The following is a 20,776-nucleotide window of genomic DNA, read 5'->3' as shown; positions in this document are numbered from 1 at the left end:
TTCTTTACAATAAATACTTCGATTGAATTTAAATTCCAGACATTTCTATTTCAAATAATTCGCTTGACTTAGTCTTATACTTAGTTATTTTTTTTGCTAAATACCAACAACAATAACTAAAAACCAACGCTCCCAAAATATCTATAGTATAATGAGCCCTTTGTACCAATAGTAAGAAACCAATAATGAAGGTTAAAATAAATGTAACAATCTTATCTGTCTTCTTTTCGAAACACAAAGCAGAAAAAAATAAGGTAGCAGTATGCCCTGAGAAAAAAAGATCTTTTGTAATTGTATTAGATCCATAAAAAACAACTGATGCCGGGTCAACCAGCATAATAAAATCATTTGGTGTGTTTAAAGGTACTAATGCAATGGTAATAATGCGCGCAGTAAACAATAAAGAAAAGCCCCATATCGCCATAATACCAATTGAAGCATTTTGATAGATTCTTATAAAACCTAATACTGAAATTGAGTACAGAATAATAAATATGGGTATTGAAACATCATAAGCTGGTAAAATTTTCAAGAACCAATCATTTAAAACAATTCCATCTCTAAGCTCAATAGATGCAAGAAACCCTGGAAAAAAAATTAAAATTGAAATCATAAAGATCAATCCTAATATAGTTTTTATTCGAAATTTAGAGTGACTCCAAGCAGTTTTCCATGAAGATTTTTTGATTTTTTTATTAGCAATAGCTTCATCAGTGGTAGTTTTCATTTGTAATGTATATTAAATGTATATTAAAATGGAATTAATAATTCCGTTGATTTTTCAAATAACTTAAGGGTTTAAAATCTAAAACAACAATTGAAGAAAATACTAGAATATTAATAGATCTTGATCAGATTTAATTTAAAAGACGTTCTTTATTATCCTGTAAATATTTCAAAGCTTCTTCTACAGCTTGAGTGGGAGGTTTGGGATTAAAACCTAATTCTTTTTTACTTTTACTGATATCAAAATTTTGCTGTAAACCAAAATATACATCAATATTGTTAACAGTTAATAATGGTGCTTTTCCAGTTAACTTACTTCCTACTTCCATTAGATAGGCAACAATATATAAAACACTTTTTGGAACAATTATTGGTAATTTAATTTTCATTTCAGGTAATAATTGTTGTGTAATAATTACTGTCTCTCTAATAGTCATGCATTTTTCGTTTGCCAAAATATAACGTTCCCCATTTTTACCTTTTGTAGCTGCCAAATAACATCCTTCGGCTACGTCTTTGACATCAACCCAATTAAAAGTCATCTCAGTGTCAATAGGAATCTGTTTTTTTAGAATAAGTTTAAGCAAATTATACGAAGGAGTTAATTCTCTAAATGCGTTTGATCCAATCATGGAAGAAGGCAATACTGAAACCAACTCTATACCATTTTTTTTTGCCAATTCGAAAGCAAGTAACTCACTGTCATTTTTTGAATTAAAGTAAACATTTTGTCTGTTTGGATTGTTACCGTCACTTTCTTTTATTGGATTTGATGAAAAATTAAGAGCTGCTATTGAACTTACAAAAACTATTTTCTTTACTCCTGCTTCTACTGCAGCTTCAATAGCATTCTGGGTTCCTTTTAGATTTATTTCATAAATTTCTTTTTGTTGATCTTTTGCCCATAATTTAAATACGGCCGCTACAGCATAAAACGTATCAACACCCTGCAATGCTTTTATTAAAGAGTTTTTATCCATTAAATCAGACTCTACTACCTCACAGTCAAGCCCTTTAAATATCTCTTTGTTTTTTATATTTCGCGCCGTAGCTCTTACATTAATTCCTTTATCTAATAATAATCGGACAAGATTGTTCCCTAAATGTCCATTTGCACCATTTACTAATGATAGTTTTGATTCCATTATTTTAATTATTTCTCTATATTATATTATTGTTATTCATTCGATCAGACCATTTTTTCCTTATACATGTTTCTTTCAAAGAAGCCTGTTTGAGTTGCATGATCGAGCATATTAACAACTGAGGATTCATCCGGATTATCCCAATCTAATTCCAGCATTTCCATGACCCGATTAGTTAAATCGTTTCTTACATGAAATGTCTCTCCACTTTTTTTATCCTTCATAATACCTGTATGTAATACCACATTATCAATTGCCACCTCAAATTTTGAATAATTATCACGAATGAACTTAAGAAAATCAATATAGTCAACCTCTTTAATTTTGAAGCCATAGTCTTCGGCTGTTTGAGCAAAAAGCTTTGTTGACAATCTTGCGGGATCTTTAATTTGCCAATTAAAATTTAGCAGTTCTTTTTTATTCATCATTGATATTACAGCCTCGGATATCCAATCTATACAGGAAACATCAAAACCTCTATCTATTTTTGGTATTACACCAATCTCTAAGAATGATCTGAGAACTGTATAAAAAGCATTATCTTCTGGGTTTGATTGGAATTTCCCTGTTTTAGAATGAAATGTAAGATTACTGACACGATAAATACTTACCGACAAACCATCTGCCCTAGCCTCATTTAGCAGTACTTCAGCTTTAAGCTTGCTCTTTTGATAAACTGTATCTAACAATTGCCCTTTATCGATGTCAAATTCTGAGAAAACATCATCTTTTTTCTCACTCGGCATACCTATTATACCCATCGTAGAAACGTGGTGAATATGTGCTTTATATGATTGATTTTTGACAAAATCAATCATATGCTGAATTAGCCTTACATTAACTTTATCAAAGATTATTTTATCGCCGTAATGCTTTGTGTAAGCGGCTGAATTCAATATTACATCTACTTCATTTTGTAATTTTAAGTAAATTTCTTCTGTTAATCCGAAACACTCATTTGTAACATCGCCTTCTAAAATATGAAGTTTTTTTAAATAAGGAGCTAATGACTGCTCAAAATAATACTGATACATATTCTCCATTCTGATATTTGCAGATTGACTCTTTTCGGGCCTAACGACAACTGTAATCTGTTGTTCCTCTTTTTGGAGTAAATCATGAAGAAGGTGCATTCCTAAATATCCTGTAGCGCCTAACAGTAGTATATGATTGTAGTCATTAGTTTTCTCAATATCAATACTTTCAAAAGCATCATTAATATAATTTTCATAATGATTATTCTGCTCTTTTACTATATCTGTATGAGATCCTTCACTAATAATTTTTCCTGATAGAATTCCTTCACTTTCACCTAGTAGTATGTTTATCTTTTCTTCAAAAGACAAAACACTGGAGTCCAGGTAAATTGCAAGATCACTTAATGTACTGGCATTGAAAACATCCTGTAAACTAATAGAATAACCTTGTTTTTGAATAGCTGAGACTAATCTTGTTGCCAGCAATGAATGACCACCTAATTCAAAAAAATTATCATTCACTCCTACCCGTTCTATATTTAGTAGCTCTTCCCAGGTTTTAGCTAGTTTTTCTTCTAATTCATTGCGTGGGGCTACATAGTCATAGCTTACTAAGTTATTCATATCTGGCAATGAGCGTCTGTCTATTTTTCCATTTGGTGTTAATGGGAGTTTCTCCAGTTCAACAATCATAGGAATCATGTATTGTGGAAGTCTATTGTTTAAAAATTTAATAATTTCTGATCGATTGAATTTCTCGTTAGGAACAACATAAGCTGCTAAATGTTTACTATCTTCTTGTCCTTTGACAACTATTACTGCTTGGCTCACCAAGTTACTTTGAAGCAATACAGATTCAATTTCTCCCAACTCAATGCGATAACCTCGGATTTTTACCTGCTCATCTATTCTTCCTATATACTCAATATTACCGTCATCTAACCAGCGTCCCAAATCACCTGTACGATACAGTCTTGAATTTGTTTCATCAATAAACGGATTAGGAATAAATTTCTCTGTAGTCAGAGTTGGTAAGTTTAAGTACCCTCTAGCTAAACCTGCTCCTCCAATACATATCTCTCCAGAAACTCCGATAGGCCTTAAATGACAACCTTCTTTTTCCAGAATATAAATTTTCGTATTGGCTAAGGGTTTACCTACAGATATAACGTCATCAGATCCAATTCTTTTAATTGTAGACCAAATCGTCGTTTCTGTTGGTCCATATAAATTCCATATTTTACCGGTTTTAGTTAATTCTGCTTTAATTTTTTCATTTAATGCTTCTCCTCCAATCAGAATTTTTATGTCCTCTTTATTTTTCCATCCACAATTAACCAGTAATTGCCAGCCGGATGGAGTAGCTTCCAAATGTGTAGGACGATATTGGTCTATTTTCTCTATTAGTTTGAACCCATCCTGAACTATATCTTTCTTTATAATAAAAAACTTACCTCCTACCATAAGAGGTAAAAACAATTCAACATATGACATATCAAAACTAAATGTTGCTAAGGAAAAAATAGATGAATTTGACCCAAAACCAATTTCTTTTGACAGACTAATGAATAAATTGACCAATCCGGAATGCTCAATCATTACTCCTTTGGGTTTCCCTGTAGAACCTGAAGTATAAATTATATAGGCAAGATTTTTACCTTTTCGCTCTATTTGTGGATTTATTTTTTCTTTCTCATTAATAGTATTCCAATCAGTATCCAACTCAACAATATGAAGATCTGGTTTAGTTTCAATTTTTTTTCTACTAGTGGAAGTACTAAGTACCAAAGTAGCGTCTGAATCATCCAACATATAGGCAATACGATCGTTTGGATATTCAGGATCAACAGGTATAAATGCAGCTCCGGCCTTTAATACTCCCAGTATGCCAATAATCATCTCTAAGCTACGCTCAACACAAATTGAAATAAGCGAACCTTCCCTTATACCCTGTTCTATTAAATAATGGCCCAATTGATTTGCCTTATTATTTAGTTCATTATAAGTCAAATGAGTATCTTCAAAGACTACAGCTATTGCTTCAGGTGAATTATTGACTTGTTCTTCAAATAAATCAATAATTGTTTTTTCTTTTGAAAAGTCTGATGAAGTATCATTCCAATCTACTAACAATAATTGTTTCTCTTCTTTCGAAAGAATTTCATAGTCTTTGATAATTTTATTTGGATCTTCAATAATACCTGTTAACAATTGCTTAAAATACCCAAGATGTCTTTTAATTGTTGATGCTTTAAATAAATTTTGATTGTATTTTAAGTTTAACACTAATTCTTCATGCAAATCAAAAATTTCCATAGAATATTCTTCTTCTGTCTCTTGAAATTGATCACTTAATCTTTCTATTAATATCATTTCATCGTCAGCATTCTTGTCAAAAATATTCTGAAAAGCATAAAATGCCTGAAAATTTGACATTCTGCTATTGGCCCCATTAAGTTTTAATTCCGAAATCAGCTTTGGAAAGGGGTAAGCAGCATTACTTATTCCATTAATAAACTCCTTTTTTATATCTTTTACAAGAGTATTAAATTCATTTTTTGATGAAACAGTATTTCGTGTCATCATCATATTTACATAAAACCCTATGCTTTGTTCATGTTTTTGCTTTGGTCGTCCTGCTGTTGGTGTAAGCACTACAATATCTTCTTCACCGGTCAATCTATGGAGAAGGACATTAAAAACACTTAATAATAGTACTGATAAATTAACGTTTAAATCACGGGCAAGTTTCTTTAACTGATCTAATTCCGTTTTTTTAATTATTTCTATTTCACAACCAACTTTTTTTGTTTTCAGCTCTATAGATGGTGCACTATCATAAGGTAAAGCCAATACTGGTAATCTATCTGGAAACTTTTCACGCCAGTATGCCATGTTTTCTTCACCTTCTTGGCTGGAAGTATATTGTTTTTCCCATTCTACAAAATCGAAGTATGCAAGATCTTGTTCTTTACTAACTACAGCATCCCCCTTTAAGAACTTTTGATAATTTGACATAAATAATTTAACAAATAGAATCGCAGATGTTCCGTCAAAAACAATGTGATGGATTACAAATAAAATGTAGGTTTTGTTTTCGCTTTGATCATATCGGATATACAATCGAACCAAGCTATCTTCTTTTAAATTAAATGGCTTTCTTAATAATTGCCAAAATTCCTCATTGATATTATTTCTATTTTCAATATTGCAATAATCCAAAAACAGTGATTTTTCAATGTCATTTATTTTATGAAAAATTTCTCCTGTATCTTGATGTTCAATAAAATTAGCACGTAAAATAGGGTAATCATTCAATACTAATTTCAATGTTTCTTCCAGATCATTATGATTTGCTTTTCCAGCAAAACTGAAAGCTATAGGTATATTAAAAGCGGTGTTATCCGGTTCCAAATGTTGTACGAACCACAAGCCTTTTTGACCTTCAGAAACAGCATAAAGTTTTTCTAAATCAATGACCTCGGTAATTTCTCTATCTTGATTACTATTCATGCCCGATAACCATTCCTTCTCTAGTAAATTAAAAAGATCACTAAAGTTGTCAACTCCTAAAATCTGCCCCATTTTAATGTTCAGATTCAATGTTTCGTTGATTCGCCTTGTAAATTGAATCATTTGAACTGAGTCTAAATTGTAATCTATAGGTGATGATGATTTATCAATACTGTCTAAATCCATCTTAAATATCTCTTGACTCAAGGAAGATAATATAGCTATGTATTTCTGATCTATTTGTGATTCTAACTGTTCACTTTCTAGATTTTTAGTTTCAGCTGACAAGATACTGTCTTCAATTTTAATGATATCTGAACTATTAAAATCTTCATTCACTTTATATTCTTCTAGGATAATATGAGCATTGACACCCCCAACTGCATAACCATTAAGGGCAACCCGTCTAGGGTACTTGCCGTTTATCCATGGAGCAGATTCAGATTTAAGAATCATTGAATGAGCAGGGTCAAATTCCTTATTAAGGATATCTAATCCAGGAATTCCTGGTATTATTTTATTTTGTAATGCATAAATAGTTTTAATTATAGATGCCATTCCCGAAGCTAATTCAGTATGGCCTACTGTTGGTTTAATGCTGCTGATATGCCACTTTTTGTCAGGGTTTGAACTTAGTTCATTATAAGCATCACTGATTGCTCCGAGTTCAATAGCATCTGCCATTCGGTTGGCAATCCCATGTGCCTCAATGTAATCAATAGTTGCTGAATCTATTCCTGCATTTCGTATACTGGTACGTATAACTTCTTTTATTCCTTTTGCATTTGGTGCCTCTAAAGAAAAACCGCGTCCGCCATGTTTAACAGAGCTTCCTTTTATTAATGCTAAAATTCTATTACTATCTACTTTGGCCTGTTTTAAGCTTTTGATAATTAATATTCCCGCACCTTCACTTCTAACAAAACCAGTTCCATCGTCACAAAAGCTTTTAGTTCTCTTGTCAATACTTAATAGTTCACTCATTTCAGTGTTGACTCCCTTTTTGAAATCATTTTCAGAAATCACATTCACTCCTCCAACTATTGCCTGATCACATTCCCCTGATTTGATACTTTGAATAGCCCTGTGTAAAGCAACATAAACACTTGTGCAATATGTATTTACTATTTCACTAGGTCCTTTTAGATTAAGTTGAAATGATACTTTGTTAGGTATTAAATAAGATAAATTATTATCAAGATTTTGTTCAACCAAACTGTTTTTATCTTCTGAGACTTCTTGTGCTCCTATAAATACCCCTGTTGTTTTAGAAGACAAATCATCTATAGTTATATCGTTTTCATCCATAGCTTGTCCCAAAACACTGAATATCATTTGTTGCTGTCGGCTCAGTAAAGAAAAACTGTTTTTAGTGAAACCCAATCTTTCAATTATATCTATTTCATAAGTTTCTTTGACTGGTCCATAAAAATACTCAGTACCATTCACTTTTACAGCCTTTTCCATCACCTTTTCCAATGCAACTTTAGACCACAATTGGCTTGGATTATAAGCTTCTGAAAACATACCTCCAAGTGCTACAACGGCTATATCTTCTGTTTTTAAGAAATCTTTTATCCTTATATTTTTATTATTTCTATATGCTATTCTTGTATTTTTTGAAGTTAATTTTTTTAAATCAACCTCAGTACTTAAAGAACTGGCACCATTTTCTGCAAAATGATCTGTTACCTCTTGTAATCTAAAAGTGTGTTTTTCTATAAAATACTCTACAAGTTCTCCTAATGTTTGATACTCAAAAAATAACGTCTTTGGAATCTGACCAAAAACCTCCTCTAAACGGTTCGTTAATTTACTAATCAATATCGAATCTATTCCGTACTTTTCAAAAGGAGCGTCTAACTCTAGTCTATCTTCCGGCAGTCTTAATTCTTTGCATAACAGTCCTCTGATGTAGCTTATTGATGCCGCTTTCAACTTGCTCAGTTCATCTCCGATTGGAACTAATACATTTAAAGGTTTCTCTATTTTTGTTTCTTCTTTTAAAAGTATATTGACTATTTTACTCGCTTTCCCAAAAGCCACAATGCCCTGATTCGAATTATTCTTTAACAATGTTTCAAAAGCAGTACATCCGGCCTCTGCAGGCAATGGAAGTATGCCCCATTGGGTTTCCATGTGCTTTTTAGCTTCTGCATCAACCTGCATACCTCCTTCTTCCCATAACGGCCAATTGATACTCAGTGTCCTGCCATGCCGATGCCCTTTGGCTTGCTCACCGGTACGGTATTGGGCATAATTATCCAAATACGCATTGGCAGAGGCATAATCTGACTGACCCACATTGCCCAGCACTCCTGCTATGGAAGAAAAGTAAACCATAAAATCAAGTGCTTCGTCCCTGGTGGCTTCGTCTAGATTTTTAACCCCGGATATTTTAGGACTCAGTACCTGATGAAGTTCTTCTTTTGTTTTCCTGACAATAAAGCTGTCACGGATAACTCCGGCACTATGAATGACTCCATCCAGTTTAGAATATGTGGATTTTATCATATCAATCAAAGAAAACACTTCCGGCTTATTACTCACATCACAGCGGTGATACACAGCATTTGGCAGTTTTAAAAGCGTTTCTTTTAAACTAAGACCCGGCTCTGTCCTGCCTGTAAGGATAACCCTTGTGTCTTTGGTCCTGCTTATGTACTCTGCAAAAATAAGCCCTAAACCGCCTGCTCCACCGGTAATAAGGTACACCCCTCCTTCTTTTATAGGGTTTGACCCCTGAGAATCCAGTAATTCAGGTATACGCTCAAGCGTTTTAACTTCCCTTTTCCCATCTTTATAGCGGACTTCTATATCTTTCGAATTTTGTTCTGCTTCCAAAATACCGATAAGCTCTTGCCTATGCTGGATTGACAAACTGTCAACACCTATTGTCCTGCCTCTGAATCTAGGGTTTTCATGGACTGCTGTCTTCAAAAGTCCTGAAACAAAACCGTAGTCTGTATAGTCCGAATTTTGATAAACCAGCACCAGCTCACACGAGCCCTTCTCCACTAGTTTCTCTTTTACTTTATCCAATACATCCACAAAATAGGATTCCGGTGTGTCACCGCCTATCAATTCTACTTCTATCTCCAGTGACTCCTTAAGATGATCTGCCAAAATCGCCGGACCTCCCGCTAATAGAATCAATCCCGAAGCAAAAGAAGATTGTTCCGGAACTTCACAAAGCAAAGACTCCTGCCAAATCGTATCATATAAATAAACCCCTTCCGATTCTTCAGCCACAGCTGAATTATCCACAGTTGAAATACCTTCCAAAGGAAGGGTCACAAAATCTTTAAAACTCAGAAGGACTTCTCCTGCGTCGTTCAGCAAATCGATATCGTAACTCATTACCTTACCTGACGCTTTATTGCTACCGCTCTTTCTGGCATAACTCCAAAGATTTTCAGGTAATTCCTTATAAATAGTAACTTCTCTTACGCTAAAAGGTACTTCTAAATTTATTGTCTCTTTATCAAAATTTAATCCGNAGTAACTTCTCTTACGCTAAAAGGTACTTCTAAACCTGTATTTCCCTGATCAAAATTGACCCAGGCGATACAGGTTTGGATAGCACTATCCAGTATTCCAGGCGTAAGAACACAGCCCTGCTGTTTAGGAAGACTGATTCTGGAAAGGGCTTCAGTTTCACTATAGTAAAAAAGTTCTATCCCCTGGAAGCTTGTACCAAAATCAATCCCTCTCTCTCTAAATAGCCTATAACATGATGCCCCTTCCTTGGTTTGTTTTAGCCTGTTTTTAATTGATACTAAATCCTGATTTTCAGGTACAGCCTGATCTTTTACACTAAGAATTCCCTGACTATGCAACTGTTCAACCCCTTGGCTTTGCGTATAAACCTCATAAGCAACATCATCACCCGAAGGGTAAAGACTGATCTCAACCTTCTCTGGGGTACCCTTTACACGGATAGGACGTAACCAGCTTACCTCCCTGAGTTGGGTAACTGCCGCCTCCAGAGACTGCGCACCCGCTTCCCGGGCAAGTTCCAGATAAGCAACACCAGGCAATATCATTTCTCCTTGTACTTGATGATCCGTAAAGAAAGACTCTCTGCCTGTGTAAACACTTGTATATTTTTGCTCTTTAAAATTTGAACTGTTGCTGTGAAGCAACGGATGCAGCCTGCCTGCGCTAAAGTATACTGCAGGCTCAGCCTGCTCAGGAATCCAATACCGCTCTCTGGCAAAAGGATAAGACGGCAGACTGATCTTTTCAGGCTTATTGTCAGGATACAGCAGATACCAGTCGACACTAACACCTTTTACCCATAACTGTGCCAATGCACCGATTTCCTTATGTGATAAAGCATAATCAATATAAGCCTGTCCAGCTCCGCCGTTCAATAAAAAATCCGACTTCTCTTTTTTGATATTCCCGCTAAGATAATCCGATGACTTTCCTTCAAGATAACCGGTAAGATGTTTTAAAAGCTCTGGTACATCAACGCAAACAAAAGCCAGTCTCTCTTCCATAGCCTCTCTGCCTACCTGTAAGGTATAGGCTATATCGTAAAGGTTTGTGCTTAAGTTTGAACTCAGATACTGCTTTAAATTCAACACCTGATCATAAAGCCTCTCCTTATTCCTGGCAGAAAGAAGAATAACTGCAGGAGAAGTACCTGCATACTGATCTTTGGGCTCTGGACGGTACTCTTCTATAACAATGTGTGCATTGGTCCCGCCAATTCCAAAACTACTGATACCAGCTCTTAATGGACTGTTTGGAAATTCTACTCCCCATAATGTTGTTTTACAATGAATATAAAATGGGCTCCCTTGTAATTCTATCTTTGAATTCAGTTTTTCAAAATTTATTGTTGCCGGTAACTGCCTATTTTTCATTGACAGTAATACTTTTAATATTCCAGCCATCCCGGCAGCCGCTTCTAAATGACCTAAATTTGTTTTGACAGATCCAATTCCACACCAAGCTGAACTTGTTGTGGATTCATTTAAATAATGAAACGATTTCGTTAATCCAGTTATTTCGATAGGGTCACCCAAACTTGTTCCTGTTCCGTGTGCCTCGATATAACTAACAGTAGTGATATCTATTTTTGCCCGTTCATATACTTCTTTTAAAAGTTCGCTTTGTTTTTCAGGGTTAGGCACTGTTAACCCACCCGATTGACCTCCATTATTAACAGCTGAACCTTTAATAATTCCTTGAATTGTATCTCCATCTTCCACTGCTTTTGATAAAGGTTTTAGAAAAAGTAACGCCGCACCTTCTCCTCGAACATATCCATTTGCTTTTTCATCAAATGCCTTACATTTACCATCAACACTCAACATATTAGATTGATGATATGACAAACTTTTCGATGGATGACAAATCAAATTAATTCCACCAACAATAACTTGGGAGCAATCTCCTAATTTTAGAGAGTTTATAGCTTCATGAACAGCCACTAAAGATGAGGAACAAGCTGTATCAATCTGAATACTAGGTCCGTTAAAATCATAAAAATAAGACAACCTATTAGCTAGTATTGCTAACGAAGTACCTGTACTGGTTAATGTTTCATCCTTTTTATCTTCTCTTAACAAGAGTTCATAATCACTTCCGGATGCCCCTATAAAAACACCCGTTTTATTCCCTTTTATTTCTGAAGCTTTATACCCTGATTCTTCTAACAATTCCCACGTAAGCTCAAGCAATATTCTCTGTTGCGGATCCATTAATTCTGCATCACGTGGTGAGATTCTGAAAAAAGAAGCATCAAATTTATCTATCTCATTAATATATCCAGCTCGGTTAATTCCTTCATGTGTTGAATTTAAATCAACCCATAATGGCCATTTAAATCTATCTTGAGGTGTGGAACTGATCTGAGACTTTTCTTCTATTAACAGTTTCCAAAGGTCTTCTTTGCTATTAGCTCCTGGAAAACGAAAAGATGAACCAATAATAGCAACATCAAAAGAATCCTCATTAGACTTTTTTTCAATTTGTTCAACTAAAACATTTTTTTTGGGAGTGATTACATTTACATTATTTTCACTTAATAGATAATCAGTGATCTCTTTCACGGTAGACAATCCATAAAATCGACTGGGATTGCTTCGGATCTGGAGTTTACTATTCAAATGTTCAGAAAGTTCCATATATATCAAAGACTCTATCCCCAGTAATCTTAAATCTGTTGATTCATTGATAACCTCTCCTTCCAACATGGAAGAGAAAAATTCAATAATTATTTTATCAGTTGCTTCTCTATCATAAATCGTATTTTTTACTTTTTCAAGATCAGATGATTTTACGAATATATTTTCGTTTCTTTCTGTTTCCCTGCCTGTAGCATTTTTTTTTGACAAATGGACTTCTTTTTTTACCATTTCCTTTATTGTTTTTTTATTTACAGAATGCAGGTGTATTAATCCAGAAAATTCTTTAATCGTGAAAATCTTAGCTATTAACTGTCCATCAGATTTACGATAAAGAGAGGATGACATTTGAACTTTAGTATCATCAATCAACCTACAAACTTCCAATTGATAGACTAACTCTTCATTTGGATTAGCATTGCCAAAATAAAATATATCTCTTGCCAGACAGGAGCTATTGTATGCCCAATCTTTCCATTTTTTATTCCCAATATTTTGTTCATGAAAATAATTACGCTCACACTTATCACTAATTTTAGAATATGAAGCAAAATAAATCAAACCAACTCCATTGATATCATCAAAAGGTTCAATCGTATAATCCTGAGTATAAATAGGCTTTTCGTCTATCCGAAATAAAACTCCTGATAATTCTATAGTTGTATTTTTAAAATTTTCGGCAGATAAAAGAAAGTCCTTTTTTAAATTAAGATACTCTGAAGCGAAAAGAGGTAATTTATTATGCTTTCTTATATTATCAGGATCTGAAACCAGAGGTGTTCCTTTTTTTAATGCTTTATTATCTTCATCTGTTCTAGAAGAAAAAACAGACATCAAAGAAGCTGATAGCTTTTTATCAGAAAAAATCACATTACTATCACTAAAAAACATTTTGCTTCCATAACGTGATAATTTGCTATTTAAGGTTATTTCTTGATTTTCTTTAACTGTAAATAGACTAACACTACTTTCCCAACGAAGTCGAACAAAGCTTGAATAAAGTCGTTCTCCATTAACATCAATCAACTTGTCTGATTCAACACCTAAGCCTTCAGATATCATGGCCCAATGCATATCCCCTAATTCTTTCAACAACCAATTTTCAGACATCCCCCCCCAATGCATTTGAGGCATGTTAAGAGTGTATTTTCTATTAGAAAAAGTCTCTTTTTCTATTTTTTTATTCATAAATAAGTTAAAATAAATTTATAGTGAATTTCCCTATATTAAAGATTTATAGTTCAATATAAATACACTTAACTTTTCCCCAACATCTAAAATTAAATTTGTATTATTTTGCCACATTTTAGTTAGTTTTTCGAAGCGCTAAAATAGATTAAAAACATTTCTACAAACTAAAAATTAACAAAATTTTTCCTATACAATACAAACTACTAATTACCAATATGTTACGCTTTTTTTTAAATATTATATAACATTTCTTTAAGACACTTTTATCTCTTATATTTTAAATTCTGGTTAATTAAATACACTTAACATCCATAATTGAAGTATGTTAGCAGTGGTATTTTTTAAATTTCTGAAGCTAAAATATTTGCTGTCCTGTTTGTTTTACTGATTCAATTAAAAAAACTAAGAGTGTAAAATGAGTATCCTGTTATGACATTGAAAAAAGTTTCTTCCTATCATTTTGATTTGTTGTCCGGCTACAAAATCGTCAAAACAATAACCAGATAAACAATATTGTAGATTTGATTTTTGGATATAATTATGTTATACTTCACCTTGTTTAGCAAACTCAAATTATACCTTTCAACAAGTCTTAATTAAATAGTTATCAATAACATAAAAAATAGTTCAGCAACTGAGTTATTGTGTTTTACTACATCTAATTTTTCGGATAGTAAAAATATCTCTGATAAAGTCGAGGTTTTGTTATGAAACTAAAATTTGCCTTTAACATTATAGTTTGGAGCATAAGGATTTCTTTATCTTTATAGAAGGTTTTCAATTTCCCTTGCTATTCAAAGCATAAAAAAACTTTGTAAAATTATATTATTTAATGATGCTTTTAACGATAGAGGTATTGGTGATGGAAATGCTTTTATTGCTCCAAATTTCATGCTTAAAGTGGTTCAGCAAATTTTTTTCGTGAGAATCATCATTGAGATTGGAAAGCTTAAAAACGTAATTCTTACTTTTAAAATTATAGTGGTTTATGGTCAGGTTTCTAGTGAAGTCATTACAATCTTTCATTTTAGTTTTTCTGCCCACAAACCAAACAATATCTTGAAATTAATTTTAAGAACTCTAAAAACTCATTTGAGATTATTAAGTTAAAAAAGCCATTTCACTAAAAAAACCTTAATATCTATTATTTAAAAGTTTGTCAGTTCTAATTTGCCTTTTGGCTTGCAGAGAGGATGGGATTCGAACCCACGATGCAGTTACCCACATACAAACTTTCCAGGCTTGCTCCTTCAACCACTCGGACACCTCTCTATTTTTATTTATTCCATCTCTCCTCTTAAAGAGGTTTCAAAAATAGTCTTAAAAACGTTACCTGCAACATTTTGACCTAATAAATACATTAATTTTGTTATTGCAGCCTCTGTAGTTATATCTTTCCCTGATATTACACCTATTTGCTTCAACTGCGAACTGGTCTCATACTGCCCCATATTAACACTGCCGCCCGAACATTGGGTTACATTAATTATATGTATTCCTTTTTTAATTGCTTCTTCCAATTGACCTACAAACCAGTCTTCTGTTGGCGCATTACCTGAACCATAAGTTTCAAGAACCACACCTTTTAAATCCGGGATTGACAAAATAGCTTTAATTACTGACTCGTTCAAGCCGGGAAAAATTTTAACTATTGCCACATTCGCATCGAATTTAGAATTGACCTGTAGTTGCTTTGTACTATTTTTTTTAAAAAGATACTCTTCATTAACTTTCAAATGCACACCGGACTCTGCCAGACTTGGGAAATTTGGTGATGTAAAAGCATTGAAATGTTCAGCACTTATTTTAGTAGTACGATTCCCTCTATATAATTTATATTCAAAATACAAACAGACTTCAGCCACCTGAGGTTTTCCGTTTTCCTGCAGAGATGCAACCTGAATAGCTGTTATCAGATTTTCTTTGGCATCAGTACGCAAATCTCCAATAGGTAATTGTGAGCCGGTAAAAACAACAGGCTTTTCAAGATTTTCCAACATAAAACTTAATGCAGAAGCCGAATACGACATAGTATCCGAACCATGCAGCACCACAAAACCATCATACTGCTGATAGTTATCCTCAATCATCTGAGCAATTTTCACCCATCCTTCAATGTTCATATTTGAAGAATCAATGGGCTTATCAAATGAAATAGTAGCTATATTACAATCCAGAAGTTTTAACTCAGGAATATTTTTCAGTAATTTATTAAAGTTAAAAGCAACCAAGGCACCGGTATCAGTATCTTTAACCATACCAATAGTACCTCCTGTGTAGAGTAATAAAATATTAGGTTTAGATATTGTTGTCATATTTTAGTTTATTAACCACAGGATTTGCATACATTGACAGGAATCCTTCCACCATTTGTTGGTTTTTACCATCGATTCGCATTTCCAACCTGCGGCCGAATAATGACTTCTCCTGCTCAGTATATCTGTCTTTGAATCTGTCGGTTTTAAAAAGCAGATCATAGGCAATAAAATTAGTCGGCCATAAATGATACGACTGCAGAATAGCATCATCTATCAACTGCACAATTGCCTGTATTTGCTTATTCGAATTGGAATTTTCTGCTTTAATTATATCCAATTCACTATCCAGAATATCTCCAACATGGATATGAATATGCCTTTTCTGTCCAATAATACCACTAAGTATATTATTAAAATCCTCATTTGAACTTTTAACATATACTTCATTATTGGCTTCAGCCATTAACTGAGGCATTTTCAAAGCATCTGTAGGGTCATATTCGTAGGAAATTGAAACCGGTACTATTTTTATCTGCCTGAAATAATCAATAACATCTCTGTTGCCGGCTGCCATCGCAAGCATTTTCAATACACCTGTATGGGTTGCATCATTTCCGTCTTTCGTTCTTCCTTCTCTTTGCGCAATCCAAACCGATCTGTTTTCACGAAGCAACAATTGCTCAATATATTCAGACATTAATTGAGAGCTTTGCAATAATTCACGTGGTGGCAAACCTCGTTGCACAACAAAATTCCTATTTAAACGTGATAACGAACGAAGAAAATCTTTTTTAACCAAATTATCACCAATTGCAGAAGCTGTCATCACCAGCCCATAATCAAAAAGTGAAATATTTAGTAAAGAAGTATCAAGAATAATATCCCTATGATTAGAAATAAAAAGATACGAAGCATTAGGCTCTAACTTTTCAAAACCTGAAGTTGACAATCCATCAGAACTCTTTTGTACAACTTTTTGAATCGCTTCGTAAATAAAATTACACTGAAAATCCCTTATTGAATGTGTCTTTCGCAATTGGTTTTGCCATACTTCATCATCAACTCCGGGAAAAGTAAAATTCATCATCGCCTTCATAATAGGATGATTTACTGCGTCTTGCAAAGCCAGATTTACTTCGGCATCATAGTAAGGTCGAATGGCATCAAATTTTGACATTTCAATTACAATTTTCTCTTACAAATGAACGAAAATTTACCCAATTTCAAGTTATATATTATCAAATTCCTACTAATTTCTAAAAAACCTAACAAATAAATAACATTAAATTCCAAAAATCTCTTTAGAATTATTCGTTGTAATTCTTGCTATTTCTTCAATAGAAAGACCATAAAGCTCAGAAAGCTTTTGCGCAACCAAAGTCACGTAAGCACTTTCATTACGTTTACCTCTATGTGGTACAGGTGCTAAATAAGGAGCGTCAGTCTCAAGAACAATATGCTTGATATCTATTTGATTCAAAAACTGGTCAATTTTTCCATTCTTAAAAGTGACTACGCCACCAATACCCAATTTCATTCCATAAGAGATTGCTTTTTGAGCTTGTTCCAAATCACCTGAAAAACAATGGAAGATTCCAAATAAATCATCATCCTTTTCTAATTCCAAAACTTCAAAAATTTCATTAAAAGCGTCTCTACAATGAATATTAATAGGCAACTTATACTTTTTAGCTAATTGGATTTGGCGTTGAAATGCAACTTTTTGAATCTCCAATGTAGTTTTATCCCAATACAAGTCGATTCCTATCTCACCTACTGCGTAAAATTTTCTTCTTGCAAACTCTGCCTCAACAAAAGCCAATTCCTCTTCGTAATTTTCTTTAACATAACACGGATGCAGACCCATCATCAAAAAGATATTTTCAGAATATTGTGCTTCTAAATCATACATACGATTCGCATATGACGAATCAATAGCAGGGATAAAAAAACGAGCAACACCTTTATCTATAGCCGCTTGAATCACCTCCTGTCTGTCTTCAGCAAATTGCGATGAATATAAATGAGTATGGGTATCAGTCAAAATCATGCAACAAAAATAAAAAAACCGACTTATAACTAAGTCGGTTTTTTTATTTAAAATTCTTTTATCTATTTTTTATTTCCAAAAAGCCCCCCTAAAAAACTTGCTTTAGGTTTTCCTTTTTCGTCTTTTCCGGTACCTATTAAATTATCTATGTATTCATTATAAGTTTTACTACGCTCTTCTAGGAATCCTATCAAATAATCTTCGGATGCAGATAGTCCACTAGCATGTTCAATATGTAATAATTTTTTGTATAACGGTTCAATAAATTTTGTCACTATATCTTGAGAAACAGATTTTCTAGTGCCCAGATAGCCAACAATTTCGCCATCAGAATCAGAAATAATCTTAAATTGTGTAACCACCCAATAATATCTTCCTGTTTTTGACATATTTTTCAAAATAGCATGAACATCTTTCCCTCCTTTAATATTATCCCATAAAATTTTAAATATAACTTTAGGCATATCCGGATGTCTAACAATGTTGTGAGGCTGACCAATTAACTCAAATTCATCATAACCGGAAACATCGATAAAATCCTCATTCGCGTACAAAATAGTTCCTTTTCTATCTGTTTTACTTAACAAAATTTTATTTTTGTCCCAATCTACTTCTCTTTCTGACGGAATTGGCTTAGGTGTTCTTGTTTCCATAAGTTTTAATTAAGAATGTTTGTTAGTTTTTTATATTGATTATTATTACATCTATTTATTCTTTATCATTTATTAACTTATAAAATATGTTTGCATCAAATTCTAAAAAACAAGAAACGATCAAATTTAGAATATAAAACTATATCAACAGCTAATCGATGCTACACAAATATACAAATGCAACAGAATAAAATAAATGATTTTTAAGTTTTTTCTTGCAAATTTAATTTTGTCTACAGGCTTAATTTTTAATCGCTATTGATTTGATAAAAATATCATTAACTAAAGTGTCGATTTTTTTCGTCTCTTCTTTAATTTGTTCAAAATGAGCAATAATCTCATCGTTGTCAGTTTTTGTTTTAGCAACATCGATAGCACTTAAAACCGAACTTAAAGGGAATTTCAAATTCTGAGAAGTATTATAAACAAAATTACTAAATTCTTGATTTTGCGAAGCTGTAGAGTATTTAGCTGAGGCTAATTTGATATTTTCTACTTCATACTCCCCTGATATTTTAGAAATATGATTTTTACTATGTTCTTTAAAATAATAAGCCCAATAACCATTCATAAAAAACACAACTGCAGCCAGAACTACATGGATAAGAAAAGTCTCAGTATCAAAATTAACCTGTGAAAAATAAACTTGTAGACCTTTAGGATCCGTATAAATATTATTCTGTAAATAAGCTAATCCCCCATGATGCAAAACAACCAGAAAAGTAAGCGGTAATTGCAATTTCCAATCTTGATAAATAATTAAAATGGTACTCGCAATAAAAACGGTAAAATGCATTTCAAACATCCCGTGCATTTGATAAATATATTGTGCCATGAAAATAGCCAAAACCACACTTAGTATATACTGATATGCTTTTGATTTTTTCAAGAAAAATTTAGTAGAATAATAAATTATCAAATTCAATGTTCCTACACCTATTCCAATTTCCCATGTATCATATTTATATGCTATTGCAATCCCGAAAAGATAGTAAATTGCAAGAATATAGTTAATAATAGTGTCTGACCTTTGAGTCATTGTAGACATAAAATGATGAATGTAATCTTGTTCATTCAAGGTTGCTTTTGGCTTCATAATAATTAGGTTTGTTTGTTAATATTTGATTATTTGGTACACTTGGGTAACGAGCATCCATATGCTCTTAAAGCTAAAGTATCAAACATTGGCTTATCGCTTTTATATATAAGTGAGTCTATCGCCATTTGAGCATAGTTACTGTCAGCGTTTGTACAATATCTAGTTTTGTTATAGTTTCCTCTATAATAGAGATGGTGAGTAGCATCTATCAATACTGCCTGAGGTGTTGAAAAGACTCCACAGTTTTTTGCAATGGTCTCATCAAAGAATACTGGCACTTTAGAATCAAACTTTTCTTGAATTTCCCGAACACTAAAATCTTTCTCCTTGTTAAGCACTACAATTTTAAAATCAATTGCCTTTTCGTATTTTTTTATAAGGCTCCTCACATGAGGCACATTAAATCTTGAACAAGGACAATTAGGATTAAAAAAATGAATAAAAACCGGCTTATTTTCAAATTTTATCAATTTCCCAAAATCAATTTGATCGCCTATGGCAATTTCCTTATAGTTTTCAGGAATTGGAGTTGGCAAACTATATTTGTATTCATTTCTCCAAAATAAAACTGAAATAGCTCCAAAAAGTATTACAAGCCATAATGACAAAAGTAATTTTCTCATCACAAACAATACATTTAGTTAATATTTTATAAACACTTAATAATATTAAGCAAAAATTAGTAGAGTTAAAAATAAAATCGACGAAATGCATGAAATTTCTTATGTTTTTTTTACCTCATTAATTTTTGAGACAAACGCTTCACGATTTTTAGCGATGAGACCTACCTTTTTTGGTAATAAAAAGATCTTCATCATGTCAAAATAATAACCTTCTGGACCAGAAGTTAATAAAAACAATTTCCTCTACCATAACAAGAATATTAATTCATTATGAACAATTTCGGAACATTATACTTCAATTCAATCATACATATAAACCTAACACTTTAAATCGATACAGTAAAAACTATGAAGAACAACTTCATTATCTATAAAAGCTTAATACTTAAGTTAAGTATCAA

The 20,776-nt window shown here is 32.9% G+C and carries 10 protein-coding genes and 1 tRNA gene; all 11 read right to left on the bottom strand.

Annotation, left to right across the window (positions count from 1 at the left end):
• Positions 1–28: 28 nt before the first annotated feature.
• The gene (locus EZM65_RS06690; RefSeq protein WP_136667782.1) at positions 29–727 is read right to left on the bottom strand and encodes a phosphatase PAP2-related protein; all 699 of its coding nucleotides are present in this window, start codon (positions 725–727) and stop codon (positions 29–31) included.
• Between the two features lie 130 nt (positions 728–857).
• Positions 858–1,871: an NAD-dependent epimerase/dehydratase family protein gene (locus EZM65_RS06685; RefSeq protein WP_248574830.1), complete on the bottom strand. Its 1,014-nt coding sequence runs from the start codon at positions 1,869–1,871 to the stop codon at positions 858–860.
• A 44-nt stretch (positions 1,872–1,915) separates the two neighbouring features.
• The gene (locus EZM65_RS06680) at positions 1,916–9,835 is read right to left on the bottom strand and encodes an amino acid adenylation domain-containing protein (RefSeq protein WP_371682994.1); all 7,920 of its coding nucleotides are present in this window, start codon (positions 9,833–9,835) and stop codon (positions 1,916–1,918) included.
• A 17-nt stretch (positions 9,836–9,852) separates the two neighbouring features.
• Positions 9,853–13,689, bottom strand: coding sequence for a Pnap_2097 family protein (locus tag EZM65_RS06675; protein ID WP_136667779.1), 3,837 nt, complete (start codon positions 13,687–13,689; stop codon positions 9,853–9,855).
• 1,188 nt (positions 13,690–14,877) lie between these two features.
• A tRNA-Ser gene (locus EZM65_RS06670) sits at positions 14,878–14,964 on the bottom strand.
• A gap of 8 nt (positions 14,965–14,972) precedes the next feature.
• Positions 14,973–16,007, bottom strand: coding sequence for an asparaginase (locus EZM65_RS06665; protein WP_136667778.1), 1,035 nt, complete (start codon positions 16,005–16,007; stop codon positions 14,973–14,975).
• A complete protein-coding gene (locus EZM65_RS06660) occupies positions 15,991–17,127 on the bottom strand; it encodes a 1-acyl-sn-glycerol-3-phosphate acyltransferase (RefSeq protein ID WP_136667777.1) in 1,137 nt (378 codons plus the stop codon). Before EZM65_RS06660 ends, EZM65_RS06665 begins: the two co-directional genes overlap by 17 nt.
• A gap of 105 nt (positions 17,128–17,232) precedes the next feature.
• Entirely contained in the window at positions 17,233–18,000 is a 768-nt protein-coding gene (locus tag EZM65_RS06655; RefSeq protein ID WP_136667776.1) for a TatD family hydrolase, read from the bottom strand.
• Positions 18,001–18,062: 62 nt separating this feature from the next.
• Positions 18,063–18,653 carry a PAS domain-containing protein gene (locus EZM65_RS06650; RefSeq protein ID WP_136667775.1) on the bottom strand — a complete coding sequence of 197 codons (591 nt, stop codon included), beginning with the start codon at positions 18,651–18,653 and terminating at the stop codon, positions 18,063–18,065.
• 241 nt (positions 18,654–18,894) lie between these two features.
• A complete protein-coding gene (locus tag EZM65_RS06645; RefSeq protein ID WP_136667774.1) occupies positions 18,895–19,749 on the bottom strand; it encodes a hypothetical protein in 855 nt (284 codons plus the stop codon).
• A 29-nt stretch (positions 19,750–19,778) separates the two neighbouring features.
• Complete coding sequence (locus tag EZM65_RS06640; protein ID WP_248574829.1) at positions 19,779–20,375, bottom strand: peroxiredoxin; 597 nt, start codon at positions 20,373–20,375, stop codon at positions 19,779–19,781.
• Positions 20,376–20,776: the final 401 nt, after the last annotated feature.

The sequence above is a fragment of the Flavobacterium sp. H122 genome (assembly GCF_004959765.1).
In the GTDB taxonomy this organism is placed as follows: domain Bacteria; phylum Bacteroidota; class Bacteroidia; order Flavobacteriales; family Flavobacteriaceae; genus Flavobacterium.
Note: the sequence above shows the minus strand (reverse complement) of the source record. Positions and strands in the feature narration are given on the sequence as shown.